A 23,557-nucleotide genomic window follows, 5' to 3' on the forward strand; every position below is an offset into this window, starting at 1 on the left:
TGTTGCCAGTTCCTCGAACGCAACGTAGCTTTTCGTTCATCAGAAACCGCGGGGCGCACGGAGCGCAGCCGCTGATGAAGGAGAAGGCACCATGCAGAAGTTCGCCACCGCCGCCCCGATCGCCGCCGTCCTGGACGTCCCCGCCGGGCTCATCCGGTTCATCGCCGCCGACCGGGCCGACACCACCGTCGAGATCCTCCCGGCGGACGCTTCGAAGGGCCGTGACGTGAAGGCCGCCGAGCAGACCACCGCCGAATACCGGGACGGTGTGCTGCGGATCGCGGCCGCCCCGGTGAAGAACCGGATCCTCGGCAACCACCCGGGTTCCGTCGAGATCACCGTCCAGCTGCCCGCCGGCTCCCGCGTCGAGGCGAAGACCGCGGCCGCGGAGTTCCGCGGCGTCGGGCGCCTCGGCGACGTCACCTTCGAGAGCGCCCAGGGCACGGTCAAGCTCGACGAGACCGCGAGCGCCCACCTCACCCTGATGGCCGGCGACGTCTCCGTCGGACGCCTGGGCGGCCCCGCGCAGATCACCACCCAGAAGGGCGACCTGCAGATCGCCGAGGCCCAGCGCGGCACCGTCGAACTGACCACCCAGGCCGGCGACATCACCGTCGGCGCCGCCCGCGGCGTCTCCGCCACCCTCGACGCCGGCACCGCCTACGGCCGCATCTCCAACGCCCTCACCAACACCGACGGCGCCGCCGCCGGCCTCAACATCCGCGCCACCACCTCCTACGGCGACATCACCGCCCGCAGCATCTGACCCGCAGTCACCGCCCCCGAAGGAGCACTCCTCATGACCAACCTGGCCATCGCGGCGAACGGGCTGCGCAAGTCCTACGGCGACAAGGTCGTTCTCGACGGCATCGACCTGGCGGTCCCCGCCGGCACGGTCTTCTCCCTGCTCGGTCCGAACGGCGCCGGCAAGACCACCGCCGTCAAGATCCTCTCCACCCTGCTCGGCGCCGACCCGGGCACCGGAGCCATCCACATCAACGGCCACGACCTGGCCGCCGATCCGCAGGCCGTCCGTGCCTCGATCGGTGTCACCGGCCAGTTCTCCGCCGTCGACGGCCTGATCACCGGCGAGGAGAACATGCTCCTCATGGCGGACCTGCACCACCTCTCCCGCAGCGAGGGACGGCGGGTGGCCGGCGAACTGCTGGAGCGCTTCGACCTGGTCGAGGCCGCCAAGAAGCCCGCCGCCAGCTACTCCGGCGGCATGAAGCGCCGCCTCGACATCGCCATGACGCTGGTCGGCGACCCGCGGATCATCTTCCTCGACGAGCCCACCACCGGCCTCGACCCGCGCAGCCGCCACAACATGTGGCAGATCATCCGGGAACTCGTCACGGGCGGCGTCACCGTCTTCCTCACCACCCAGTACCTGGAGGAGGCCGACCAGCTCGCCGACCGGATCGCCGTGCTCAACGACGGCAGGATCGCCGCCGAGGGCACCGCCGACGAGCTGAAGCGGCTGATCCCCGGCGGGCACGTCCGGCTCCGCTTCACCGACCCGGCCGCCTACCGGTCCGCGGCCCTCGCCCTGCACGAGGGGTCCCGGGACGACGAGGCTCTGGCGCTGCAGATCCCCAGCGACGGCAGCCAGCGCGCGCTGCGCTCGGTCCTCGACCGGCTGGAGGCCGCCGGCATCGAGGCGGACGAGCTGACCGTGCACACCCCCGACCTCGACGACGTGTTCTTCGCCCTCACCGGCCCGGCCGCCGCCCTCCCCAACCAGTCCAAGGAGAACGTCCGATGAGCTCCCTCTCCCTCGCCGTGCGCGACTGCTCCACGATGCTGCGCCGCAACCTCCTGCACGCCCGGCGCTACCCGTCGCTGACGCTGAACCTGCTGCTCACCCCGGTCATGCTGCTGCTGCTGCTCTTCGTCTACATCTTCGGCGACGTGATGAGCGCGGGCATGGGCGGCGGCAGCGCCGACCGCTCCGACTACATCGCGTACGTCGTCCCCGGCATCCTGCTGATGACCATCGGCAGCACCGTCATCGGGGCCGCGGTGTCCGTCTCCACCGACATGTCCGAGGGCATCATCGCCCGCTTCCGCACCATGGCGATCCACCGCGGCTCCGTGCTCGTCGGGCACGTCGTCGGCAGCGTCCTGCAGTCCCTCGCCAGCGTGGTCCTCGTCGGCGCCGTCGCCGTCGCCATCGGCTTCCGGTCCACCGATGCCACGGCCCTGGAGTGGCTGGCCGCGTTCGGGCTGATCGCGCTCTTCGCCCTGGCCCTCACCTGGATCGCCGTCGGGATGGGCATGGCCAGCCCGAACGCCGAGGCCGCCAGCAACAGCGCGATGCCGCTGATCCTGCTGCCGCTCATCTCCAGCGCCTTCACCCCGGTCGAGGCGATGCCGGGCTGGTTCCAGCCGATCGCCCAGTACCAGCCGTTCACGCCGGCCATCGAGACCCTGCGCGGCCTGCTCCTCGGCACCGAGATCGGCTACAACGGGTGGCTCGCGGTCGCCTGGTCCATCGGCCTGGCGGTGCTCGGCTACCGCTGGTCGGCGGCCTCCTTCAACCGCGACCCGAAGTAACCGGTATGAACGCGCGGGCCTCCTCCCGCAGCATCGTCCCGCCCCTGGGCGGCGTACCCCGACACGACGGTCGGTGTACGCCGCCCGTCGGCGTTGTGGCGCGCGTGCGGGGAGTCCCCGGCCATGCCGACGGTCGTCCAGAGGTGCTTGAACACCGACCACAGGCGGTGGCCGGAGCCGCCGCCGTGGGGCGCCGGGGCGGTGGAGGAGTGCGGGGTGCGCGGCGCCGCGGGGGCGCCGCGGGCCCCGTACATCAAGCCGGCGCCCGAGGCGGCGAGGGCGGCCAGGACGGTCGCGACCACGGGCAGGACGAGACGCCGGGTCCGGGTCCGGGTGCGGGTGTGGCTGCGGGCCATGGGACTGCTCCTCGGGAGGCGGAGGCGGAGGTGTGCGGGCGGGGTGGTGGGCCCGTGCATCCAGTCAGCCCGAGGGAGCGGATCGCGTCATGTCGCTGGAGTTCGGGACTTGACAGTCCGCGGCCCGCTCAGCCGGCGGCCCAGAACTGCGCCAGGGCCGCCTCCTTGTAGGGCGCCGGGGTCACGCTGAGGTCCCCCGCGAAGGGGCGGTCCAGTGCCACCACCAGGAGCAGGCTGAAGCCGATCAGCCCGGCCACCGCCGATACGAAGAGCAGCTGCATCTTCAGGCTGCGCAGCCCGAACAGGAAGGTGAGCGGGACGATCACGAACGCGCCCCCGTAGACCAGCACCTGGAGCAGGACCGGCAGCGCGCTCTCGGCCATCGTGATGCGGGCCCGGCGCTGGGCGGCGACGTCGTTGAGGCGGGTGACGGCTTCGGCGTAGAAGGTCTCGGCGCGGGTGCCCTGCGGCTCGTAGGCCTGGAGCGCCTGGTAGAGGGCTTGCGTCTGCGGGGCGGTCGCGTCGTAGCTCGGCCGCCCGTCGCGCATCAGCGGCCACTGCACCTCGACGACGGCGTGCGCGTACGCGCCGACGGCCCGGTGCACCCGGTCGCGGTCGGCCGGTGGGAAGGCGTCGGCGCTGCGGACGACGAGGGCCAGGTCGGTGGCCTCGCTGGCGACGATGTTCTGGGTGTTCTCCAGCTGCGTCCACAGGGTGACGACGACGAAGGCGAGGATGATGCCGTAGATCGCGCCGAACATGCCGAGCGCGACCCCGACCATCTCGTTGTGGTCCCCCTGGGCCAGGTGCGGGAAGCGGCGGCGGGCGGCCACGCTCCCGGCGACGGCGAGGCCGGTGAGGCCGCCGACCAGGAGGACGGCGATGACGAAGGTGCTGAGGTGGTTGAGAAGCCAGAGGATCATGCGCTGTTCAACGAGCGCCGCCGCCCCAGAGCCCGGCCTCGGCCGGTGTTCGTCACCCGACCTTCGGGGCCGTGGGGAGACCGGCGGTCAGGGCCGAGCCCGCGCTCGTGAGGGAGGAGCCCGTGGCCTGGCCGGCGGATCCGGCCGCCTGGGCGGTCACGCCCACCGCGGTCTTGGTGTCCTGTACGGCCTGGGACGGGTGGTCGACGATGTCCACGACCCGGCCGGCGATCGGGGGCGCCTGGTCGGGAGCCTCGTCGGCGTGTGCGGCGGCGGGTACGAGGGCGAGGGCGCCACCGGAGACGAGCAGGGCGGCGAGGGTGCGCTTCAAGGCGTTCATGCACCGTCCAACGACCCCGCCGCACACCTGGTCACCGCCCGCGCCCGGGTCGGCGCCGTGGAACGGCCCGCAAACGCCCGCGGCCCCGGATCGGGGGAATCGATCCGGGGCCGTGGGCATGACTCAGCGGCGGGGGCGCGCGCGGGTGCGGGGACGGTCAGTCCTCGACCACCAGGGACGGGGTGGACTTCGTCAGGACCTCGCCGCGGAAGAAGGCCGGGCTGCGGCGCTCGGTGACGAACATGATCACCAGGCCGAGGGCCAGCAGGCCGACGCCGATGACGAAGACGTTGCCGACGTCGAGGCCGGGGAGCGTGGAGCCGGAGCCGTAGGACGGGTCCCAGGCGTCGTACAGGGTCTTGAAGAAGACCGCGGCCAGCAGCAGGCCGCCCAGGACCGGGAAGACGCCCTTGAAGAACAGGTCGCGGGCGGAGCGGCGCAGCTCGCCGCGGAAGTACCAGACGCAGGCGAAGGCCGTCAGCGAGTAGTAGAAGCAGATCATCAGGCCGAGCGCGAAGATCGTGTCGGTGAGGACGTTCTCGCTGACCAGGGTCATCACCGTGTAGAAGACGCCGGTCGCGACGCCCGCCATGACGGTGGCGCGGCCCGGGGTCTTGAAGCGCGGGTGGACCTTGGCGTAGGAGGGCGGCAGGGCCTCGTACGTCGACATGGCGAGGACCGTGCGGGCCACCGGGATGAAGGTGGTCTGCAGGGAGGCCGCGGCGGAGGCCAGGACGGCCACGAAGAGCAGGATGCCGAGGACCGGGCCCATGACGGGGCCGGCGAGGGCGGCGAAGACGTTGCCCGAGGTCTCCTCGTTGGCGAGGCCGAGGCCCTCGCCGCCGGAGCCGACGGCCATCTGGGCGGCGACGCCGGTGGCCAGGTACGAGCCGACCAGGACGATCATCGCGATGAGCGAGGCGCGGCCGGGGGTCTTCGTCGAGCCGGTGGTCTCCTCGTTGGTGGCCAGGCACGCGTCCCAGCCCCAGTACATGAAGATCGAGAGCGAGAGTCCGGCGGTGAAGGCCGCCATGGACTCGACCGCGAAGGGGTTCATCCAGGACCAGGAGAAGTCCAGGCCGGTGTCGAAGGTGCCGGCGGAGGCCTTCTGGAAGGCCATGACGACGAAGAGGGCGAGCACGACGAGCTGGAGGCCGACCAGGGCGTACTGGACGCCCTTGGTGGCGGTCATGCCGCGGTAGCTGATGGCGGTCGCGACGGCGATCAGCGTGAGGCAGGTGACGATGTGGACGGGCTTGTTGTCGTCCAGGGCGGCGATCGACGCGTTGTTCGTGATCTCGCCGGCCAGCAGCCAGAAGTACGAGGTGGCGACGCCCGCGAGGTTGGAGAGCACGATGATCGTGGCGATCACCAGGCCCCAGCCGCACATCCAGCCGATCCGGGGGCCGAAGGCCTTGACGGTCCAGGTGAAGGAGGTGCCGCAGTCCGGCATGGCCTTGTTGAGCTCGCGGTAGGCGAAGGCGACCAGGAGCATCGGGAGGAAGCCGGCGAGGAAGATCGCGGGCATCTGAAGGCCGACCTCACCGGCGGTGGAGCCGAGGGTCGAGGTCAGGCAGTAGACCGGGGCGACGGTCGAGATGCCGATGACGGCGCTTCCGACCAGTCCGACGGACCCCTTGCCGAGGCCCTTGCCGCGGACGTCGCCCTCGGCGACGCCGCTTACCGTGTCTCCGGCCCGAGGCCGAACGTCCAGCTGAGTCATGAGTCAGGACGTTAGATGGTGCGTTTTCCACATATGGACGATCGAAGTCCGGAACTCCACACCCCCGAATGCCTTCGAATCTTGAGATCGAGACAGTTCACAAGCACTTAATGCAAGGTTCACCTCGACGCACGCCCATGCTTCGACAGGTCCGACAGAGACTCTTTCGGCATGCGGAAACCGCAGCCATGTCCGTTTTGCGAATTTTCAAAGTTTCCGTCGTGACTTTGCGGTGACCAGCGGTAACAGCGGTCCTGGGCGGGCTCCACCGACGGCGGCCCCCACGAGGGCACCCCGGAGAACCCCCGCCATCGGCGAGACCGGCCCCATGCCCACGGCCGATGAGCTCCTCAGCGCGGACACCGTCACCGCCCTCGCCCGACTGCTCGCCCGCGCGGGCGGCCGCCGGTCCTCGCCGGCCCTGCGCGCCCGCGCCGGCGCCCTCGACGGGCTGACCTTCAGCGGCCGTGTCGCCGCCGTCCGCGACGCCGTGCTCGACGACCTCCCCGACACATGGCCCGCCTTCGAGGCCGTCGTGCGCACCGCCCTCGCCCAGCCCGGCTTCGAGGGCTGGATGACCTTCCCCGTCAACGAGGCCGTCGCCGTGCGCGGGCTGGAGGTGTTCGAGCCCGGACTGGACCTGCTGCACGACCTCACCTCCCGGCTCACCGCCGAATCCGCCGTCCGGCCCTTCCTGCGCGCCGACCCGGACCGCGCCCTGGCCGCCGTACGGAAGTGGACGGCCGACCCGGACCCGCACGTACGCCGCCTCGCCAGCGAGGGCACCCGGCCCCGGCTGCCGTGGGCCCCGCAGCTGCCCGCGTTCGTCGCCGACCCGCGGCCCGCGCTGCCCGTGCTGGACGCCCTCTACCGCGACGGGTCCGAGTACGTCCGCCGCTCCGTCTCCAACCACCTCAACGACATCAGCCGCGACCACCCCGCCCTCGCGGTCGAGGCCGCGGCCCGCTGGCTGGCCGAGCCCGAGGCCACCACCGACCGCGTCGTACGCCACGGACTGCGCACCCTCATCAAGGCCGGGCGGCCCGAGGCGCTGACCCTGCTCGGCCACTCCCCCGACGTGCCCGTCACCGTCGGCGGCCCGGTCGTCGCCGACCCGCGGATCGCCGTCGGCGAGTACCTCGTCTTCGACTGGACGGTCACCAACACCGGCCCTCTCCCGGCCCAGTTGGTCATCGACTACGTCGTCCACCACGCGAAGGCCAACGGCACCCGCACCCCCAAGGTGTTCAAGCTCGTCACCCGCGCCCTGGCCCCCGGCGAAACCCTCAAGGGCACCAAGCGCCACTCCTTCAAGCCCATCACCACCCGCCGCTACCACTCCGGCGAGCACCTGGTGCAGCTCCAGATCAACGGCCGGGTCCGCGGCGAGGCCGGATTTTCGTTGGACGCGTCCTGACCCCGCCTGACACCCTCTCGGCATGACCTACGGAATCGAGTCCCACCCCGCCCGATGAGCGTCCGCGACGAGCGCGAGCCGCTCGCCCCCCGGACGACGTCCCTGTACGACTACGCCCTCTTCCGCCACGGCATCGAACCGGACGGCCAGGTCCCGGCCGGGGGGTACCCGCTGCCCGACGGCCCCCCGCCCGTCAGCCGCCGCGCCCGTCTCGGCCGGGCCGCCGCCGAGGTGGCGGTCACCGAGGCCCTCGCCCCGCTGCTGGCCGACCCGGTCGGCGCCCGCGCCGCCGAGGCCGCCGACACACGGCTGGCCGCACTCCCCGTCCTACCGGAACACATCCACCGGATCGTCCTCGGAATCGTCCCCGAGGACCGGTACACGGGGCGGGCACGACGCCTGGCCCGCCGGCTGACCCGCGACGGAACGCACCCGTCGGCGGTCCACGCCGGACTGGCTCTGCTGTGCAACCTGGGCGACTCCACGGACACGCCCGCCGTCAGGACCCTGGCCATGCTGGGGGAGTTCTCCCGCGTCGCGGTGGCCGTCCTCGACCGGATCGACCGGGTGGCGGCGGCCGAACTCGACCTCGGCATCGGAGCCGGGGCACCCGGCCACGACGCCTTCGTCGACGCCGTGGCGGGCGGGGACCGCGAAGCGGTCCGCGCCGCCCTGACCGGCGGCCTCACTCCCCCCGGCCGGCCCCGCCGGATCGCCGAAGCGGCCCGGCTGGACCAGTTGCTCCACGAGTACCCGCAGGACCCCGCCCTGACCGTGGCGGCGTGCCGGCTGCTGCTCGCCATGGCCCACACGCACCAGTACCGGCCGGAAGTCCTCGACTACGCGCGGGCACGTCCCGTGTACGAGGCCGTGGTCTCCCGCGCCCATCGGCTCACGCCGTCGACGGACTCGTACGCCCTGCTGCTCTCGCTCGCTCAGGACCTGCGCAGCGGGGCAGGAGCCGTTCTGCAATGGCCGCCGGGCCGGCGGGCCGAGCTGATCGCCACCCTGGGCCGGCTGCTGGCCGAACCGCTCTGGACGGCCGTCCCCGAAAGGGCCGCGGCCACCGCCGCACACCTCGGCACCCGCACGGACCCCAGTGGCCACAGGGCCGGCTGGATGCTCCGCACCGGACACCGGCCCTTCATCCCGCCCTGCGCACGGACCACGTTCGAGATCGAGGTCGTCGTCTGCGACCCGGCCGTGCGCAATGTGGTGGAGACCCGGATCGTGCTCGGCGGCAGGCCGTTGGTCCCGGACCTGTTCGCCTCGGGCGGCTGGAACTCCCCCGAGTTCCTGCTCGACACCGGGCGACTGCGGGCCGGACCCGAACCCAGGGAGGTCCAGCTCGCCGAGGCCTACTGCACCGAAGGCTGCTGCGGCGCCCTCTACGTGACGATCCGCCGGGACGGTGACCAGGTGGTGTGGGACGGCTGGCGGGGCGTCGAGGGGCAGCGGAAGCCGCCCGCGTACCGGTGCGACGCCGCTGCGTACGACGCGGAGGTCGAGCGGGCCGAGAACGACCGAAGCTGGTCCTGGCCGGCCCGTGACACCGCCCGGCTCATCGCCGACGGGCTCCTGGAACGCCCCGAACTGCTCACCGCCTGGGGCTGCAGCGCGGGCACGGCCTTCACCGCGTGGGACGAACCAGGCACCGTCGAGCTCCACTTCACGTACGCCCCCGGCACCGAACCCGGCGTGCCGGGCAAGGACGAACCGTGGCTGCAGTTCGCGTGGCGGATCCCGGACGACGGCACACCGCCGCAGGCACAGGCCCGAGCCGCCCTCGAACGGCTCGCGGGGCAGAACCCGCGCACCTGGGCCCGGCTCTCCGGGGGGAGCAAGGAGTACGCCGAGGCTCTCGGCCACGCCTGGCCCGCGGAAGGCCTGTAGCGGGCCGGCCGTCGGGGTCCCACGGCGGGACCCCGACGGCACGGGCTACGCCGTCCAGACGATCGACTGCATCTCGCTGTACGCCTGCAGCGCGTACGAGCCCACGTCGCGCCCCACCCCGCTGCGCTTGAAGCCGCCGAACGGGGCCTCCATGTTGCGGCCGATGGTGTTCACCCCGACCCCGCCCGCCCGCAGCCGCCGCGCCACGCGGAACGCGCGCGCCGAGTCCCCGGACCACACGTAGCTCAGCAGCCCGAAGTCGCTGTCGTCGGCCAGCCGGACCGCCTCGTCCTCGTCCCCGTCGAAGGGGACGACCACGACCACCGGGCCGAAGATCTCCTCGCGGACCACCCGCATGTCGTTCGTGCAGTCGACGAGCAGGGTCGGAGCCACGTAGAAGCCGCGGCCGTCCCCCACCACCGGGCGCTCGCCGCCGTACGCGATCCGGGCGCCCTCCTTCTTCCCCAGCTCGATGTACGACTCCACCCGGTCGCGGTGCGCCGCCGAGATCACCGGGCCCACCACCGTGCCCGGGGCCGCCGGATCGCCGACCTTCATGAAGGCCAGATAGCCGGTCAGCTTCTCGATCAGCCGGTCGTACACGGAACGGTGGGCGATCACCCGGGTCGGGGCCGTGCAGATCTGCCCGGAGTAGAAGGAGAAGGTCGTCCCGATCCCCATCACCGCCGCGTCCAGGTCCGCGTCCTCGAAGACGATCGCCGCGCCCTTGCCGCCCAGTTCCATCAACTGCCGCTTCATGGACCGGCCGCAGACCTCGGCGATGCGCTGCCCGACGGCCGTGGAACCGGTGAAGGACACCATGTCGACGTGCGGGGAGTCCACAGCGGCCTCGCCGACCTCCACCGACTGCCCGCCCACCACGTTCACCACGCCCGCCGGCACCCCGGCCTCGTGCAGGGCCTCCGCCATCTTGAACACCGACAGCGGGTCCTGCGGCGCCGGCTTGACCACCACCGTGTTGCCCATGGCCAGCGCCGGGGCCACCTTGCCCGCCGGATTCGCCCAGGGGTTGTTGTACGAGGTGATGCAGGTGACCACCCCGACCGGCCGGCGCACCTCCAGCGCGCCCAGGATGCTCGCCCGCCCCATCGGGCCGGCCTCGGTGACCTGCGGGGGCAGGCCCTTCTCGACCGGTTCGAGGGCCCCCTTCGCGTACCGCCGGAAGCGGGTGACGCCCACCCCGACCTGCATGCCGCGCGCGATGCCGGCCGGTGCGCCCGTCTCCTGCCGGGCCAGCACCGCCCACGGCTCGTACTCCCGTTGCATGATGTCCGCGGCCCGGTCCAGGATCGCCGCGCGCGCCTCGGGCGTCGTACGGGACCAGCTCTCGAAGGCCTCGGCCGCGGCGCGCGCCGCCTCCTCGACCTGCCCGCGCGAGGCCTCGGGCGCGAGCCCGACCACCGACTCGTCCGCCGGGTTGACCACCTCGTAGTGACCGCCCGCGGGCTCCACCCACACTCCGCCGATGTAGAGCTGCTGCGCCTGCGCGTCCGTCATCGCGTGCTCACCGTCCTCGTGTCCCGGCCCGACCTGAGCACGATCCCGGGGATCGCCCCCGTCACCTCGTCGTCGCGGATGGTCTCCACGCCGTTGACCCGTACCGAGACGATGCCGATGGCCCGCGCGTCCAGCCGGGGGCTGTCCCCGGGCAGGTCGTGGACCAGGGTCGCGGGACCGGCCTCGATCCGCTCCGGGTCGAAGAGGACCAGGTCCGCGTGGAAGCCCTCGGCGAGGCGGCCGCGCTCGCGCAGCCCGAACAGCCGGGCCGGGTCGTCGGTGAGCATCTTCACCGCCTGCTCCAGCGGCACCAGCTTGCGGCCGCGCAGACAGTCCCCGAGGAAGCGGGTCGTGTACGGGGCCCCGCACATCCGGTCCAGGTGGGCGCCGGCGTCGGAGCCGCCGAGCATGACGTCCTCGTGCTGCCAGGTCTCCTGGCGCAGGGCCCAGCTCGCCGGATCGTTGTCGGTGGGCATGGGCCAGAGCACCGTGCGCAGGTCGTCGTTGGCGCAGATCTCCACCAGGCACCGGAAGGGGTCCTGGCCGCGCTCGGCGGCGATGTCGTTCACGACCCGGCCGGAGAGGCCCTCGTTCTCCTTGCTGTACGTGTCCCCTATGACGTACCGGCCGAAGTTGGCGAGGCGTCGGAAGACGCCGGCCTCCTTGCTGTCGGCGCGGCGCAGCATCTCGGCGCGCACGTCGGCGTCGCGGAGCTTCTCGATCCGTTCGGGGACGGGCAGGGCCAGGATCTCGCCCCAGCCGGGGATGAGGTTGAGCGCGCAGAAGGTCCCCAGCGACATGTTCATGGGGGTGAGGATGGGCATCGTCAGCGCGACGATCCGGCCGCCGGCCTTGCGGGCGCGTTCGCTGGGGATCAGCTGGCGCGGGACCCGCTCGGGGACGGAGGCGTCGATGGTGAGGACGTTCCAGTTGAGGGGCCGGCCGGCGGCTGCGCTCATCTCCACGAAGAGGTCGATCTCGTCGTCCGAGAACTGGTCGAGGCAGCCGGCGACGATCGCCTCCAGCTGGGTGCCCTCGTGTTCGGCGACCGCCTTCGACAGCGCGAGCAGCTCGGCGGGGCGGGCGTGGCGGGAGGCCACGGGGGCGCCGGACCCGTCGGAGTGGGTGGAGGACTGGGTGGTGGACAGGCCCCAGGCGCCGGCGTTCATGGCGTCGTGGAAGAGGTCGAGCATCTGCTGCATCTGCTCGGGGGTGGGCTGGCCGCCGACGGCGTCCTCACCCATCACGTGCCGGCGCAGGGCGCAGTGGCCGACCATGAACCCGGCGTTGACGGCGATCCGGCCCTCCAGGGCGTCGAGGTACTCGCCGAAGGTGGACCAGGTCCAGTCGACGCCCTCTTCGAGTGCCTTGAGGGCCATGCCCTCGACCTTGCTCATCATGCGGCGGGTGTAGTCGGCGTCCTCGGGGCGGGCCGGGTTGAGCGGGGCCAGGGTGAAGCCGCAGTTGCCGCCGGCGACGGTGGTCACGCCGTGGTTCATGGAGGGCGTGGCGTACGGGTCCCAGAACAGCTGGGCGTCGTAGTGCGTGTGCGGGTCGATGAAGCCGGGGGTGAGGACCAGGCCGGTGGCGTCCTCGGTGGTGCGGGCCTCTTCGGTGACGGTGCCGGGTGCGGCTATCGCCGCGATCCGGCCGTCGCGTATCCCCACGTCTGCGACGCGGGCGGGGGCGCCGGTGCCGTCCACGACGGTCGCGCCCTTGATCAGGTGGTCGAGCATGACGTCCCTTCTGCCGGAGTTCGCGTTGCGGCCCGTCTCGTGGGGCTCCGCCCCACACCCCGCGCCTCAAACGCCGGCGGGGCCGGGAGTTTCAGCTCGCCGGCGTTTGAGGCGCGGGGGTGCGGGGGCGGAGCCCCCGCGTGCCCCGGCCGGTGGCCGCCCGGCCGGGGCCGGTGCGGGACGGCGGTCCGGGAAGACGCCGTCCCCGCAAGGGGAAGCCGGGGGCGGACCCCCGGGCTTCGGGGTGCGGGCCGCGCACCCCGCACCCTCCGCCGGAGCCGAGCGCTAAGCGGCCTGGCGGAAGCGGGTCGTGCGGTGGATCGGGTCCGTGTCGATGTGCGGGATCACGTGTTCGCCGATCAGCTTGATCGTCGTCATCGTGTCCTCGGGCGAGACGCCGGTCGGCAGGCCGAAGGACAGCTGGTCGGCGCCCGCCTGCTCCCAGCGCTTGCACTGGGCCCGGACCTCCGACGGGTCGCCGCAGATCAGCAGTTCTTCCGCGATCAGCAGCTCGATGATCTCCGCGTTGTACTCCGGCAGGGTCTCGGGCCACTGCGGGATCGCCTCGGGCCGCGGGAAGGTGTCGTGGTAGCGGAAGACCAGCGACTGGAAGCGGTTCATGTTGGCGTTGACGGCGATCTCGACGGCCTTGTCGTGGGTCTCGGCGCAGATCGCGGTCGAGGTGACCATGACGTTGTCGTTGACGAAGGCGCCGATGGCCTTCGCCTCGCGGATGGCCGTCTTGTACTGGTCGAGGACCCACTCCATGTCGGAGACCTTCTGCACGCTGAAGCCCAGCACGCCGAGGCCCTTCTTCGCCGCCATCGCGTACGAGGACGGGGAGCCGGCGGCGTACCACATGGCCGGGTGGGCCTTGCCGTACGGCTTGGGGAAGACCTTCCGCGGCGGGAGCGACCAGTGCTTGCCCTGGAACCCCTCGTACTCCTCCTGGAGGAACATCTTGGGGAATTCCGCGATGGTCTCCTCCCAGATCTCCTTGGTGCCGTTCATGTCCTCGATGCCCGGCAGGAAGCCGAGGATCTCGTGGCTGCCCGCGCCGCGGCCGGTGCCGAACTCGAAGCGGCCCTTGGAGAGGTGGTCGAGCATGGCGACCTTCTCGGCCACCTTCACCGGGTGGTTCACCGGGGCGAGCGGGTTGAAGATGCCGGAGCCGAGGTGGATGCGCTCGGTGGCGTGGGCGAGGTACCCGAGGAACACCTCGTTCGCCGACAGGTGCGAGTACTCCTCCAGGAAGTGGTGCTCGGAGGCCCAGGCGTACTTGAAGCCGGACTTGTCCGCCTGTATGACGTACTCGGTCTCCTCGATCAGCGCCTTGTGCTCTGCCTCGGGGTCGACCTTGGACCGCGCCTCAGGCACGTATCCCTGCACAAAGAGCCCGAATTCCAAGGGGTTCACCGTCCTTTGGTTTCTGACGTTCCGTCAGATTTGATGTCACGACTGTTCCACCGCGAGGGTGTGAGCGTCAATACCTGACGCCCCATCAGAGAATGCTGACACCCGCCAGCCAGCCGCCGTCGATCACGAACGGCTGCCCGGTGATGTACGAGGAGTCCTCGCCGGTCAGGAAGAGCGCCAGCTTCGCGATCTCCTCCGGCTGCCCCACCCGCCCCAGCGGGACCACCCGCTTGTAGAGCTCCGCCATCGCGTCCCTGGCCTCGTCGGTCATGTTCGCCGGGTCCAGCAGGCCCGGGTTGGCCATCGGGGTGTCCACGGCTCCCGGGCACATCGCGTTGACCCGGATGCCCTTGCCCGCCAGTTCCAGCGCGGCCACCCGGGTCAGGCCGAGGATCGCCGCCTTGGTCGCCGCGTACGTGCCGACGTACGCCATGCCCGTCAGGCCCGTGTACGAGGAGGTGTTGACGATGGTGCCGCCGCCGGCCGCCTCGATCTCGGGGGCCACCGTCTTGATGCCGAGGAAGGCGCCCACCTGGTTGACCTGGACCACCTGCTGGAACTCCTCCAGCGGGGTCGCGGTCAGCTCGTTGAAGCGCAGGATGCCCGCGTTGTTGACCAGGCCGTCGACCGGCCCGAAGGTCTCCTTCGCGGCGGCGATCGCGGCCGCCCAGTCCTCCTCGCGGCTCACGTCCATCCGTACGTACCGGGCCCGGTCCTCGCCGATGTCCTTGGCCACCGCCGCGCCCTGCTCGTCCAGCACGTCGCCGAGGAGCACCCGCGCCCCCTCGGCGGCGAAGAGCCGGGCCTCCTGCTCGCCCTGCCCGCGTGCCGCGCCGGTGATGATGACGACGCGCCCGTCCAGCTTGCCCATGGTCCGTCAGCCCCTAGTCGTTGAGGAGGGGGGCCACCTCGGCCCCGAAAGCGGTGATCTGGTCGACGAGTTCGGCGCGGTCGCGGCTGCGGAAGCGCACCTGGATCTGGTCCACGCCGAGCGCCCGGTACTCCCGCAGGGACTCGGCGAGCGCCTCCGCCTTGCCGGTGAGGGTGCGGCGGCCGGTGTCCCAGCCGGGCTCGCCGACGTACAGCGCCTCGGTGATCGCACCGAACTCGAAGGGGCCGGTGACCCCCGCCGCCTCGCGGAGCTCGCCGATCCGGGCGATCTGCGCCGGAAGCTTCTCGCGCGGGTCCCCCTGCGGGAGCCAGCCGTCCCCACGGACGGCGGCGCGGCGCACGGCGGCGGGCGAGGAGCCGCCGACCCAGACGGGGATCCGCTCCTGCGCGGGCCGGGGCAGCTGGCCGAGGTCCTTGAACGAGAACAGCTCGCCCTCGAACTCCGGGTACTCCTCGGGCCCCAGCGCCACCCGCAGCGCGTCCAGGGTCTCGTCGAGGACCGCCCCGCGGCGCGCGAAGTCCACGCCGAGGACGTCGAACTCCTCCTGCACGTGCCCGGCGCCCACCCCGAGGATCAGCCGGCCGCCGGAGAGGTGGTCGAGGGTGGCGTACTGCTTGGCGCCGAGCAGCGGGTGGCGCAGGCCCAGGATCGCGACGTGGCTCAGCAGCCGCACGTGCTCGGTGATCCCGGCCAGGAAGGACAGGGTGGCCACCGGGTCGTACCAGACGGTGCTCATGGGGCCGGCGAGCCGCCGCGGGATGGCCACGTGGTCGCAGGTGGCCACGTACCCGAAGCCGGCCCGGTCGGCGGCCCGCGCGATCCCGGCGAGATCGGCTGCGGTGGCCGACGCCTCCCAGGGCTCGGCGTAGATGGTGCTCTGCGACTGGACCGGGAGCTGCATCCCGTAGACCAGCCGACCTTGCGGAAATACGCGCGCCATGGCGGGCCCGCCTCGCCTTCGTCTGCCGATTCGTCATATCGGTGCGGGGCCATCGTCATAGCTGACGGGGCGTCAGACAAGGGGTGTGACACGCCCCTGGCCGATCCGGGGCGTTCCCCTGCCGCGCTTCCCTCGCTAGGGTGCGCGCGTGGATCTGATACTCACGCTGGTCAGCGGGATCGCCTGGACGGCCGTGTACGTGGAAGCGATCCGCGTCGGGCTGCGGGACCGTACGTACGCGATGCCCGTCGCCGCGCTCGCGCTCAACTTCGCCTGGGAGGCGACCTATGCGGCCCGCGACATCTCGGTCGGGATCTCCGCGCAGGGCGTGGTCAACGTGGTGTGGGCGGTGGCCGACCTGGTGATCGTCTACACCTACCTGCGCTTCGGGCGGGCCGAGCTGCCGGAGTTCGTGACCCGGCCGCTCTTCGCAGGCTGGTCGGTCCTGGTGTTCGGTACGGGATTCGCCGTGCAGTGGATGTTCCTGGCGCACTTCGGGGCGCACGACGCGAGCCGGTACTCGGCGTTCCTGCAGAACCTGCTGATGTCCGGCCTGTTCATCGCCCTGTACGCCTCCCGGCAGGGGCCGCTCGGACAGTCCCTGACCATCGCCGTCGCCAAATGGCTGGGGACGCTCGCCCCGACCCTGCTGTTCGGGGTGGTGGAGGACGCGCCGTTCATCCTCGGTCTCGGGATCCTGTGCAGCATCTTCGACCTCGCCTACATCGGGCTGCTGCTGCGGCCCCGCCTCGCCCGGCTCAGAACCCTTCCGGCCCCATCACGATGACCGGCCTCGCCGCCGGGTCGAGGGTCTCCAGGACCTTCTCCATGGCCGCCTTCGGGATGCCCACGCAGCCCTGCGAGGGTCCGTCGTGGTCCACGTGCAGCCAGATGTTGCCGCCCTTGTCCTCGCCGTCCGGCATGACCGGGTCCAGCGGGGACCGGCCCGGCCTGCGGTTGAAGTCGATGGCGACGACGTAGTCGAAGGAGCCCGCGAGGGACTCCCCGTTCACCCCGAGGCCCGAGGGGACGAAGCCCTTGTTCTCGTCGTACGGGAGCCGGGTGCCGGGCGGCTTCGGCAGCAGGCCGCCCGCGTCGGTGAGTGCGAAGACACCCACCGGCGAGGTCAGATCCCCGTACGTGCGTTCGGTGGACCAGCCGTTGGCCCCGTTGCGGGCCGGCCAGCTCTCGGTCCGGACCCAGTCGGCGCCGGCCGCGGGGCGCGTGTAGAAGGCGGCGGTGGACTCCGAGGAGTCCGGCGCCCTGCCGGTGACCAGGATCAGCTGGCGGGACTCGGCCGGGATCCGGGCCCGGGTCCGCTCGCTGACACCGGTCAGACCCTGCGCGGCGGCGGCCTGCTGCGCGGCCCGACGGGCATCCTGCCGGGCGGCGGCCCGCTGCGCGTCACGCGCGGCGCGGTCCTCCGCCTGCGGGCGGGCGTCCGCGCGGGCCTGCGTCCGGGGGCCGGCCGCCTCGTCCGGGCCCTGGGCCACGTACACCCAGCCGGCCGTGAACGTCGCCAGGCCGAGCACGGCGGCGAGGGCCACCCGGCGGGTCCTGCGGATCGCACGGGGCTTGCGGGGAGGGCGGGAGCGGGCTCGGGCGTGCGTGCTCATTCCTCCGACCGTACATCAGCGGGCCCTCGTAGCCCGGGTGGCTGCGACGTGCGCGCCTCGCCCGTCGGCGGGAAGCGGACGCGGACCGTGAGGCCGCCCTCCGGGGCCGGATTGGCCTCGGCCGCGAGCTCCGCCCCGTGCGCCCGCGCGATCGAGGCCATGATCGACAGCCCGAGCCCCGCGCCCTCACCGGTGGTGTGCAGCCGTTCGGCACGCCTGCGGAAGGGCTCCAGCAGCCCCGGCACGTCCGCCGGATCGATCACCGGGCCGGTGTTCGACACCGTCAGTTCCCCCTCGGCGGAGGTGGACACGGCGATCCGGCCGCCGGCGCGGTTGTGACGCACCGCGTTGGTCAGCAGGTTCCGCAGCAGGTGCCCCAGCAGGGTCCGGTCGCCCGGCACGGTGAGCGGGGCCAGGGTCCGTACGACGGTCAGCCCCTGCTGCGGACAGGCCGCCGGCTCGGCCGCCGCGAGCGCCGCCAGGTCCACCGGACCGGTGGACTCCAGCCCCTGCTCCGAGACGGCGAGCAGCAGCAGGGACTCGATGAGGTGCTCGCTGGAGTCGGCGACGCCGATCAGCTTGGCGCGGATCCGGGCCACCTTCTGCGGCGACGGGTCCCCCGCCAGGCCGATCTCGGGGTGGTCCCGCTCTGGGCGGTGACCGGCGGCTTCGCCGCCACCCTGGTGATCGGCACCCTGGCGGGGCTCTACCCGGCGGTGCGCGCGGCCCGGCTGTCGCCGACGCTGGCGCTGGCGGCGGCGTAGCGGGGCCGGACCGGGGGACGGGCGCGCACAAGGCGGCAAAAGGCCAGGTGCAAGCCCATCCCCCGGAACCGATCACCGGCGTACATTGAATCGATGATGCGAACTCCACGCCACGCAGCGCGCGTTGTCATCCTGTCTCCCACCGGATCCGTGTTCCTCTTCCGGGAGGACAACGTGGAGGTGGGCATCCACTGGCTGCCGCCCGGCGGCGGCATCGATCCCGGCGAGAGCCCCGAGGACTGCGTGCGGCGCGAGCTGCGCGAGGAGACCGGCTGGACCGACCTGGAACCCGAACGGCTGCTCTGCACCTGGGAGCACGACTTCACGCACCAGGGGATCCCGGTCCGCCAGCACGAGCACATCTTCGTCACCACGGGCCCGCGCCGCGAGCCGGTCCTGGAGGCCCCGGGCATCCACTGGCAGTGGCTCTCCCCGCAGCGCCTGGCCACCCTGGGCGAACCCCTGTGGCCCCCGCGCCTGCCGGAACTGCTGGCCGACACCCCGGCGGAACCGGTCCACCTGGGGCTGCTGGCCTAGGCCGTCTCTTCCGGATCTTGCCGGGCCCGGCCCGCCCGGCACCGCACCTGGCCGCGTTGTCGGGGCGCCCGAGTACGTCCAGTACACGGTGCGCTCCTCCGCCTTGCCAGGCACGGCACCGGACGACCCGGGCTCGGCCGACAAGATCCGGAAGAGACGGCCTAGGACTTCGGCGGCGGCCGGGCCTCAGGGCTTCGCGGTGGCGGTCTTCCCGGTGGCCTTGGCGTAGAGCGAGGCCGCGTACTCGCCGAGGACCGTGCTGGTCGACACGTCGTCCGTATCCCCGCCCGTGAGGATGCCGATGATCTTCCCGTCGCCGGCGATCCACGCGCTGCCGCTGGTGCCGCCCGGGAAATCGGCGCAGTCGAACCGCTGCTGGGTCGCGCTCTCGCGGACGGCGGTCGACGTGCAGGTACGCGGAACCTTGCGGTCGGCGGGGTAACCGGTCACGGTGACCTCCTCGCCCCCGCGGCCGCTGGTGTCGAGGACGGCCGCGCCGGTCACGTCCTCGATGGTGCGGCCCTTGGCGTCCGGGGCGAGGCGGGCGAAGGCGAGGTCGTAGTCGTCGTCCGTGCCCTCGGCCCAGCGGTCGTCCTCGAAGACCTGCTCGATCTTCCACGTGCCGTACGGGGCGACCCCGTTGGCGTACGCGGGAGCGAAGACGGCGCTTCCGCCGCTCTGGTCCCCTTCGAGCAGGCAGTGCCCGGCCGTGATGATCAGGTTCCGGCCGGGGCTGCTCACCACGGTGGCGGTGCAGAAGTGGTCGCTGTCCAGGCCGTCGGTGAACAGGGCTCCGGTGAAGGCGGCGGGCCCACCCGGCGGCGGCGTGACGGCCGGCGGCAGGGTGGCGCCGGGAGCCGTGGACAGCTGGGGCTTCGCCACGTGCGATCGCGATGACGGTCCCGTCGGCGACGCGCTCGGCGCGGCCTTCGCCCGTACCGGCGGGGCTCCCTCCGGCGGCGGCGAGAGCTTGGCCACCGCGGCGGACGCTCCCAGAGCCGCCACCGCGCACAGCACCGCCGTCACGACGGTCCGCTTGTCCACCGGCATGATCATCCTCCCGCTTTGCCCTGGCGAAGCATGCCTCGGCGGCAGGGTCGGGTGCAAGGCCGAGTGCGGCTCCCGGCCCGGTCCTTACGCGGTTTCGAGCCGCAGGTCGCACTCGAAACGCAGGCCCGGGCGGCCGTCCAGATCGACGTCGCCGGTGGCCACGAATCCCGTACGGGCCAGCACGGCGCGCGAGCCGGCGTTGTCGAGCGTCGTGACCGCCCGCAGCGCGGCCAGTCCGTACTGCGTGACCGCCAGCCCGCGGGCCTCCCGGACCGCGGCCGTGGCCAGGCCCCGGCCCGTGGCGCGCTCGGCGATCCGGTACCCGAGCTCGGCCGAACCGTCGGCCACGTCAACGAGGTTGACCCGGCCCACCACCGCGCCGCCGTCGTCCACCAGGACGTGGAAGAAGCACAGCCCGGCGGCCTGCTCGGCCATCAGCGCGGCGTGCCGCTCGTCGAAGTCGGAGAAGTAGCGGTCGCCGCGGTCCGGGACCGACGCGGCGAAGTAGGCGCGGTTCTCCCGCTCGAACGCGAGCAGGGCCGGGGCGTGGTCGAAGCGGAGCAACTGGAGTCGGGGCACGGCCCGATGGTAGACGGGGCCGTTGCGCCGGCGCGGGTTCTCACCGGCGCCGGGCCGGGCGCTCGCGCAGCCGCTGCCGGGCCGCGATGCCGAGCGTGATCCCCCAGAGCAGGAAGAGGCCGTACCAGAAGAGCCCCCAGGCGGCCTGCGGGTGGGCGTCCTTGGCGGCGAAGGCGGGCGAGGAGACGACGCGGTCGGCGGCCAGCAGGTACTGCATCGCGAAGTAGGTGAAGCCCCACAGCGTCATGCCGCACGCGGCGATCCCCGCCGGTACGGCGATCAGGAGGGCGGGGATGCGGCGGCCCCACGGGCTGACCAGCGCGAGGGAGAGCACCGCGCCGAACACCGCCACCGCGCCCATCCCCCAGTAGCCGATCGCGGCCTCCATGTTGTCCTTCGGGGCCCCGGCGAAGTCGCCGGGGAACATGGCCGCGACCCCGGCGCCCCACCAGAAGTGCGGGGCCGCGTACCCCAGCGCCGCGGCGGCGGCCGTGTACCCCGGCCAGGTGCGCCGGCGGCCGGACTCCCGGCCGGACTCCCTCACGGGCAGCGGGGTCTCGTTCACGGTCGCCATGGGGGTCCTCCGGCGTGCTCGGTTCGGTGGGGCGGTCCGGGCCTCGGCCGCCTGGATCCAGCCTCACCGAACCGGCGCCCACGCGGATCGGGCCCCGGCACGATCCCGTCCTCCCCCGTGCGGGGGAACCCCGGGCGCGGAACGTAGGTCGTCTGCCCGATCCCCGGCCCCCGCCTTAGAACACAGGCTGGGCCGGTGACCGATCGAGGAGTGGGAAAGGTCCTGCGGGACCGCAATGCGGGGCTCTACCTGTCGGGGGTGGTGGTCTCGGGATTCGGCACGACCGCCATGTGGCTGGTCGGCGGGGTCTGGGTGAAGTCCCTGACCGGGTCCGACGCGCTCGCGGCGCTGACCGTGTTCACCATGTGGGCGCCGGTCCTGGCCGGACCGGCACTGGGGGCGCTCGCCGACCGGCTGCCCCGGCGGCCGCTGCTGGTCGCCCTCGGCCTCGTGATGGCCGCGCTGCTGCCCGTACTGACCCTGCTGGACTCGGCGGACCGGGTGTGGCTGCTGTTCGTGGTCCTGTTCGTGTACGGGATCTGCGGCACCGTGCACGGGGCGGCGGAGGCGGCCCTGGTCCCGAAGGTCGTCGGCCACCGGCTCCTCGGGGACTTCAACGGGCTGCGGCTGACCGCCGACGAGGGCATGAAGCTGCTCGCGCCGCTGGTGGGCGCGGGCCTGTTCGCCCGCTTCGGCGGGGCGTCGGTGGCCCTGCTCGACGCGGTGACCTTCGCACTGGCGGCGGGGATCTTCGCCCTGCTGCGGGTGCCCGGGGAGCCGCCGGAGCGGGAGCGGATCCGGGACGGGGCGGGGGAGTTCGCGGGGATGCGGGAGGGCTGGAGGCGGTTGCGGGAGGCACCCGCGCCACGCGTGCTGGTGGCGGCCGGCGCCGCCGTGATGTTCCTGGCGGGGCTGAACGGCGCGGTGATCTACGCGGTCGCCGGGGACGTGCTCGGGCACGCGCCCACCTATGTGGGGGTGCTGTACGCCGTGCAGGGCGCGGGCTCGGTCCTCAGCGGGCTCGCGGCGGGCCCGCTGCTGCGGCGGATGCCGGAGAGGGTGTTCACGGCCGCCGGTGTGGCCCTGTTCGCCCTCGGCGCCGGGGTCCGGGCGCTGCCGTACGACGCGGTGGCCCTGGCGGGCAGCGCGGCCATCGGCGCCGGGCTGCCGTGCGTGCTGATCGCCGCGCTGACGGCGGTGCAGCGCGAGGTCCCGAACGCGGCGCTGGGCCGCGCCGCGGCCACCGCCAACACCCTGATCTTCGTACCGAACGCGCTGGCCCTGGCGCTGGGCTCCGCGCTGGTGGCCTTCGTGGACGTGCGGGTGCTGCTGCCGGTGCTGACGGTGGCGGGGCTGGCGGTGGCACTGCTGCTGGTGGCCGGGGCCGGCACGTGGGCCGTCGCCGGGGCCGGGGCCGCGGCGCGGGCCGGGCGCGGGTGACCGTAGGACGTGGCCGGCGGAGAGGGCCGGCCACGCTGGCTCTACGGCCGCGGGCTCACGCCCCCGGCCCCGCCCACAGGCCGTCGGCCGTGAGCCCGAGCAGGTCGATCGCGTTGCCGCGCACGATGCGGTCCACCACGTCCGGTGCCAGGTGTCCCATCTGGGCCTCGCCGACCTGGCGGGACTTCGGCCAGGTGGAGTCGGAGTGGGGGTAGTCCGTCTCGTAGAGGACGTTGGCGACGCCGATCGAGTCGAGGTTCTTCAGGCCGAAGGCGTCGTCGAAGAAGCAGCCGAAGACGTGCTCGGCGAAGAGCTCCGACGGCGGGCGCAGCACCTTGTCGGCGACGCCGCCCCAGCCGCGGTTCTCCTCCCAGACCACGTTCGCGCGCTCGAGGATGTACGGGATCCAGCCGATCTGGCCCTCCGCGTACATGATCTTCAGGTTGGGGAAGCGCTCGAACTTGCCGCTCATCAGCCAGTCGACCATCGAGAAGCAGCAGTTGGCGAAGGTGATGGTGGAGCCGACCGCGGGCGGCGCGTCGGCCGAGGTGGAGGGCATGCGCGAGGAGGAGCCGATGTGCATGGCGATGACCGTGCCGGTCTCGTTGCACGCCTCCAGGAAGGGGTCCCACTCGTCCGTGTGAATGGAGGGGAGGCCCAGGTGCGGGGGTATCTCGGAGAACGCGACCGCGCGCACGCCGCGCGCGGCGTTGCGGCGGACCTCGGCGGCGGCCAGGCGGGCGTCCCAGAGCGGGATCAGGGTGAGGGGGATGAGGCGGCCGCGGGCGTCCGGGCCGCACCACTCCTCCACCATCCAGTCGTTGTAGGCCCGTACGCCGAGGAGTCCCAGCTCGCGGTCCTTGGCCTCGGTGAAGGTCTGGCCGCAGAAGCGGGGGAAGGTCGGGAAGCAGAGGGCCGACTGGACGTGGTTGACGTCCATGTCCGCGAGCCGGTCGGGAACCGAGAAGGACCCGGGGCGCATCTGCTCGTAGGTGATGACTTCCAGTTTGATCTCGTCGCGGTCGTACCCGACCGCCGTGTCGAGACGGGTGAGCGGCCGGTGCAGGTCCTCGTACACCCACCAGTCGCCGATGGGGCCGTCGTCGCCCTTGGCCCCCATCACGGGGGCGAACTTGCCGCCGAGGAAGGTCATTTCCTTCAGCGGGGCGCGGACGATGCGGGGGCCGGTGTCGCGGTACCTGGACGGGAGCCGGTCCCGCCAGACGTGGGGGGGCTCAACCGTGTGGTCGTCCACCGAGATGATCTTCGGGAAGGTCTCCATGGCCC

23 protein-coding genes and 1 pseudogene are annotated in these 23,557 nt (G+C 72.6%); 9 read left to right on the forward strand and 15 right to left on the reverse strand.

Annotated elements, in window-relative coordinates:
• Positions 1-91: 91 nt before the first annotated feature.
• The 3 genes from JYK04_RS19165 to JYK04_RS19175 are packed head-to-tail and all read left to right on the forward strand — an operon-like array spanning position 92 to position 2,556.
• On the forward strand, positions 92-766 hold the full coding sequence (locus JYK04_RS19165; protein ID WP_189735269.1) for a DUF4097 family beta strand repeat-containing protein: 675 nt from the start codon (positions 92-94) through the stop codon (positions 764-766).
• 33 nt (positions 767-799) lie between these two features.
• Entirely contained in the window at positions 800-1,765 is a 966-nt protein-coding gene (locus JYK04_RS19170) for an ATP-binding cassette domain-containing protein (protein ID WP_189735268.1), read from the forward strand.
• A complete protein-coding gene (locus JYK04_RS19175; protein ID WP_208809275.1) occupies positions 1,762-2,556 on the forward strand; it encodes an ABC transporter permease in 795 nt (264 codons plus the stop codon). The genes JYK04_RS19170 and JYK04_RS19175 overlap by 4 nt, the downstream gene beginning before the upstream one ends.
• Here JYK04_RS19175 and JYK04_RS19180 read toward each other — a convergent pair.
• From JYK04_RS19180 to JYK04_RS19195, 4 genes are all read right to left on the reverse strand, one after another.
• Entirely contained in the window at positions 2,514-2,912 is a 399-nt protein-coding gene (locus JYK04_RS19180) for a hypothetical protein (protein WP_189735266.1), read from the reverse strand. The genes JYK04_RS19175 and JYK04_RS19180 overlap by 43 nt on opposite strands.
• 128 nt (positions 2,913-3,040) lie before the next feature.
• Positions 3,041-3,835 (reverse strand): bestrophin-like domain, encoded by a 795-nt coding sequence (locus JYK04_RS19185; RefSeq protein WP_189735265.1) that lies wholly within the window; start codon positions 3,833-3,835, stop codon positions 3,041-3,043.
• A 52-nt stretch (positions 3,836-3,887) separates the two neighbouring features.
• Positions 3,888-4,175 carry a hypothetical protein gene (locus tag JYK04_RS19190; RefSeq protein WP_189735264.1) on the reverse strand — a complete coding sequence of 96 codons (288 nt, stop codon included), beginning with the start codon at positions 4,173-4,175 and terminating at the stop codon, positions 3,888-3,890.
• A 157-nt stretch (positions 4,176-4,332) separates the two neighbouring features.
• Positions 4,333-5,898 carry an APC family permease gene (locus JYK04_RS19195; RefSeq protein ID WP_189735263.1) on the reverse strand — a complete coding sequence of 522 codons (1,566 nt, stop codon included), beginning with the start codon at positions 5,896-5,898 and terminating at the stop codon, positions 4,333-4,335.
• Positions 5,899-6,226: 328 nt separating this feature from the next.
• Here JYK04_RS19195 and JYK04_RS19200 point away from each other — a divergent pair, with 328 nt between their 5' ends.
• Positions 6,227-7,315, forward strand: coding sequence for a DNA alkylation repair protein (locus tag JYK04_RS19200; protein ID WP_189735262.1), 1,089 nt, complete (start codon positions 6,227-6,229; stop codon positions 7,313-7,315).
• 54 nt (positions 7,316-7,369) lie between these two features.
• On the forward strand, positions 7,370-9,208 hold the full coding sequence (locus JYK04_RS19205) for a hypothetical protein (protein WP_189735260.1): 1,839 nt from the start codon (positions 7,370-7,372) through the stop codon (positions 9,206-9,208).
• 45 nt (positions 9,209-9,253) lie between these two features.
• Here the strand turns inward: JYK04_RS19205 and JYK04_RS19210 are convergent, their stop codons facing one another.
• The 5 genes from JYK04_RS19210 to JYK04_RS19230 form a co-directional block, all read right to left on the reverse strand.
• Entirely contained in the window at positions 9,254-10,726 is a 1,473-nt protein-coding gene (locus tag JYK04_RS19210; RefSeq protein WP_189735258.1) for an aldehyde dehydrogenase family protein, read from the reverse strand.
• A complete protein-coding gene (locus JYK04_RS19215) occupies positions 10,723-12,462 on the reverse strand; it encodes an N-acyl-D-amino-acid deacylase family protein (RefSeq protein ID WP_189735256.1) in 1,740 nt (579 codons plus the stop codon). Before JYK04_RS19215 ends, JYK04_RS19210 begins: the two co-directional genes overlap by 4 nt.
• Before the next feature lie 285 nt (positions 12,463-12,747).
• Positions 12,748-13,869: an LLM class flavin-dependent oxidoreductase gene (locus JYK04_RS19220; protein ID WP_189735670.1), complete on the reverse strand. Its 1,122-nt coding sequence runs from the start codon at positions 13,867-13,869 to the stop codon at positions 12,748-12,750.
• A 94-nt stretch (positions 13,870-13,963) separates the two neighbouring features.
• A complete protein-coding gene (locus JYK04_RS19225) occupies positions 13,964-14,749 on the reverse strand; it encodes an SDR family NAD(P)-dependent oxidoreductase (RefSeq protein WP_189735254.1) in 786 nt (261 codons plus the stop codon).
• A gap of 13 nt (positions 14,750-14,762) precedes the next feature.
• Positions 14,763-15,710 carry an LLM class F420-dependent oxidoreductase gene (locus JYK04_RS19230; protein WP_189735252.1) on the reverse strand — a complete coding sequence of 316 codons (948 nt, stop codon included), beginning with the start codon at positions 15,708-15,710 and terminating at the stop codon, positions 14,763-14,765.
• Positions 15,711-15,858: 148 nt separating this feature from the next.
• On the opposite strand from JYK04_RS19230, the gene JYK04_RS19235 reads away from it, so the two are divergent.
• Positions 15,859-16,497 (forward strand): transmembrane-type terpene cyclase, encoded by a 639-nt coding sequence (locus tag JYK04_RS19235; protein WP_189735250.1) that lies wholly within the window; start codon positions 15,859-15,861, stop codon positions 16,495-16,497.
• Here JYK04_RS19235 and JYK04_RS19240 read toward each other — a convergent pair.
• The gene (locus tag JYK04_RS19240) at positions 16,469-17,326 is read right to left on the reverse strand and encodes a L,D-transpeptidase family protein (RefSeq protein ID WP_189735248.1); all 858 of its coding nucleotides are present in this window, start codon (positions 17,324-17,326) and stop codon (positions 16,469-16,471) included. The genes JYK04_RS19235 and JYK04_RS19240 overlap by 29 nt on opposite strands.
• A complete protein-coding gene (locus tag JYK04_RS19245; protein ID WP_229875091.1) occupies positions 17,323-17,925 on the reverse strand; it encodes an ATP-binding protein in 603 nt (200 codons plus the stop codon). The genes JYK04_RS19240 and JYK04_RS19245 overlap by 4 nt, the downstream gene beginning before the upstream one ends.
• A gap of 39 nt (positions 17,926-17,964) precedes the next feature.
• Here JYK04_RS19245 and JYK04_RS41265 point away from each other — a divergent pair.
• Both JYK04_RS41265 and JYK04_RS19250 read left to right on the forward strand, forming a co-directional pair.
• Positions 17,965-18,090: pseudogene (locus tag JYK04_RS41265) on the forward strand (ABC transporter permease); the annotation flags it as partial.
• Positions 18,091-18,183: 93 nt separating this feature from the next.
• Positions 18,184-18,627: an NUDIX hydrolase gene (locus JYK04_RS19250; RefSeq protein ID WP_237410261.1), complete on the forward strand. Its 444-nt coding sequence runs from the start codon at positions 18,184-18,186 to the stop codon at positions 18,625-18,627.
• 186 nt (positions 18,628-18,813) lie between these two features.
• Here the strand turns inward: JYK04_RS19250 and JYK04_RS19255 are convergent, their stop codons facing one another.
• From JYK04_RS19255 to JYK04_RS19265, 3 genes are all read right to left on the reverse strand, one after another.
• Positions 18,814-19,677, reverse strand: coding sequence for a trypsin-like serine peptidase (locus tag JYK04_RS19255; RefSeq protein WP_189735244.1), 864 nt, complete (start codon positions 19,675-19,677; stop codon positions 18,814-18,816).
• Between the two features lie 84 nt (positions 19,678-19,761).
• The gene (locus JYK04_RS19260) at positions 19,762-20,256 is read right to left on the reverse strand and encodes a GNAT family N-acetyltransferase (RefSeq protein WP_189735242.1); all 495 of its coding nucleotides are present in this window, start codon (positions 20,254-20,256) and stop codon (positions 19,762-19,764) included.
• Positions 20,257-20,296: 40 nt separating this feature from the next.
• Complete coding sequence (locus tag JYK04_RS19265) at positions 20,297-20,830, reverse strand: DUF3995 domain-containing protein (RefSeq protein WP_189735240.1); 534 nt, start codon at positions 20,828-20,830, stop codon at positions 20,297-20,299.
• A 195-nt stretch (positions 20,831-21,025) separates the two neighbouring features.
• Between JYK04_RS19265 and JYK04_RS19270 the strand changes: the two genes are divergently transcribed.
• Complete coding sequence (locus tag JYK04_RS19270) at positions 21,026-22,270, forward strand: MFS transporter (RefSeq protein WP_229875089.1); 1,245 nt, start codon at positions 21,026-21,028, stop codon at positions 22,268-22,270.
• Between the two features lie 55 nt (positions 22,271-22,325).
• Here JYK04_RS19270 and JYK04_RS19275 read toward each other — a convergent pair whose 3' ends face one another.
• On the reverse strand, positions 22,326-23,552 hold the full coding sequence (locus tag JYK04_RS19275) for an amidohydrolase family protein (protein ID WP_189735238.1): 1,227 nt from the start codon (positions 23,550-23,552) through the stop codon (positions 22,326-22,328).
• Positions 23,553-23,557: the final 5 nt, after the last annotated feature.

The sequence above is a fragment of the Streptomyces nojiriensis genome, from assembly GCF_017639205.1.
In the GTDB taxonomy this organism is placed as follows: Bacteria; Actinomycetota; Actinomycetes; order Streptomycetales; family Streptomycetaceae; genus Streptomyces; species Streptomyces nojiriensis.

What these genes read in the sequence shown, in the direction of transcription:
- JYK04_RS19165 (WP_189735269.1), top strand. Translation starts at nt 92, where the DNA reads ATGCAGAAGTTCGCCACCGCCGCCCCGATCGCCGCCGTCCTGGACGTC.
- JYK04_RS19170 (WP_189735268.1), top strand. Translation starts at nt 800, where the DNA reads ATGACCAACCTGGCCATCGCGGCGAACGGGCTGCGCAAGTCCTACGGC.
- JYK04_RS19175 (WP_208809275.1), top strand. Translation starts at nt 1,762, where the DNA reads ATGAGCTCCCTCTCCCTCGCCGTGCGCGACTGCTCCACGATGCTGCGC.
- JYK04_RS19180 (WP_189735266.1), bottom strand. Translation starts at nt 2,912, where the DNA reads ATGGCCCGCAGCCACACCCGCACCCGGACCCGGACCCGGCGTCTCGTC.
- JYK04_RS19185 (WP_189735265.1), bottom strand. Translation starts at nt 3,835, where the DNA reads ATGATCCTCTGGCTTCTCAACCACCTCAGCACCTTCGTCATCGCCGTC.
- JYK04_RS19190 (WP_189735264.1), bottom strand. Translation starts at nt 4,175, where the DNA reads ATGAACGCCTTGAAGCGCACCCTCGCCGCCCTGCTCGTCTCCGGTGGC.
- JYK04_RS19195 (WP_189735263.1), bottom strand. Translation starts at nt 5,898, where the DNA reads ATGACTCAGCTGGACGTTCGGCCTCGGGCCGGAGACACGGTAAGCGGC.
- JYK04_RS19200 (WP_189735262.1), top strand. Translation starts at nt 6,227, where the DNA reads ATGCCCACGGCCGATGAGCTCCTCAGCGCGGACACCGTCACCGCCCTC.
- JYK04_RS19205 (WP_189735260.1), top strand. Translation starts at nt 7,370, where the DNA reads ATGAGCGTCCGCGACGAGCGCGAGCCGCTCGCCCCCCGGACGACGTCC.
- JYK04_RS19210 (WP_189735258.1), bottom strand. Translation starts at nt 10,726, where the DNA reads ATGACGGACGCGCAGGCGCAGCAGCTCTACATCGGCGGAGTGTGGGTG.
- JYK04_RS19215 (WP_189735256.1), bottom strand. Translation starts at nt 12,462, where the DNA reads ATGCTCGACCACCTGATCAAGGGCGCGACCGTCGTGGACGGCACCGGC.
- JYK04_RS19225 (WP_189735254.1), bottom strand. Translation starts at nt 14,749, where the DNA reads ATGGGCAAGCTGGACGGGCGCGTCGTCATCATCACCGGCGCGGCACGC.
- JYK04_RS19230 (WP_189735252.1), bottom strand. Translation starts at nt 15,710, where the DNA reads ATGGCGCGCGTATTTCCGCAAGGTCGGCTGGTCTACGGGATGCAGCTC.
- JYK04_RS19240 (WP_189735248.1), bottom strand. Translation starts at nt 17,326, where the DNA reads ATGAGCACGCACGCCCGAGCCCGCTCCCGCCCTCCCCGCAAGCCCCGT.
- JYK04_RS19250 (WP_237410261.1), top strand. Translation starts at nt 18,184, where the DNA reads ATGATGCGAACTCCACGCCACGCAGCGCGCGTTGTCATCCTGTCTCCC.
- JYK04_RS19255 (WP_189735244.1), bottom strand. Translation starts at nt 19,677, where the DNA reads ATGCCGGTGGACAAGCGGACCGTCGTGACGGCGGTGCTGTGCGCGGTG.
- JYK04_RS19265 (WP_189735240.1), bottom strand. Translation starts at nt 20,830, where the DNA reads ATGGCGACCGTGAACGAGACCCCGCTGCCCGTGAGGGAGTCCGGCCGG.
- JYK04_RS19275 (WP_189735238.1), bottom strand. Translation starts at nt 23,552, where the DNA reads ATGGAGACCTTCCCGAAGATCATCTCGGTGGACGACCACACGGTTGAG.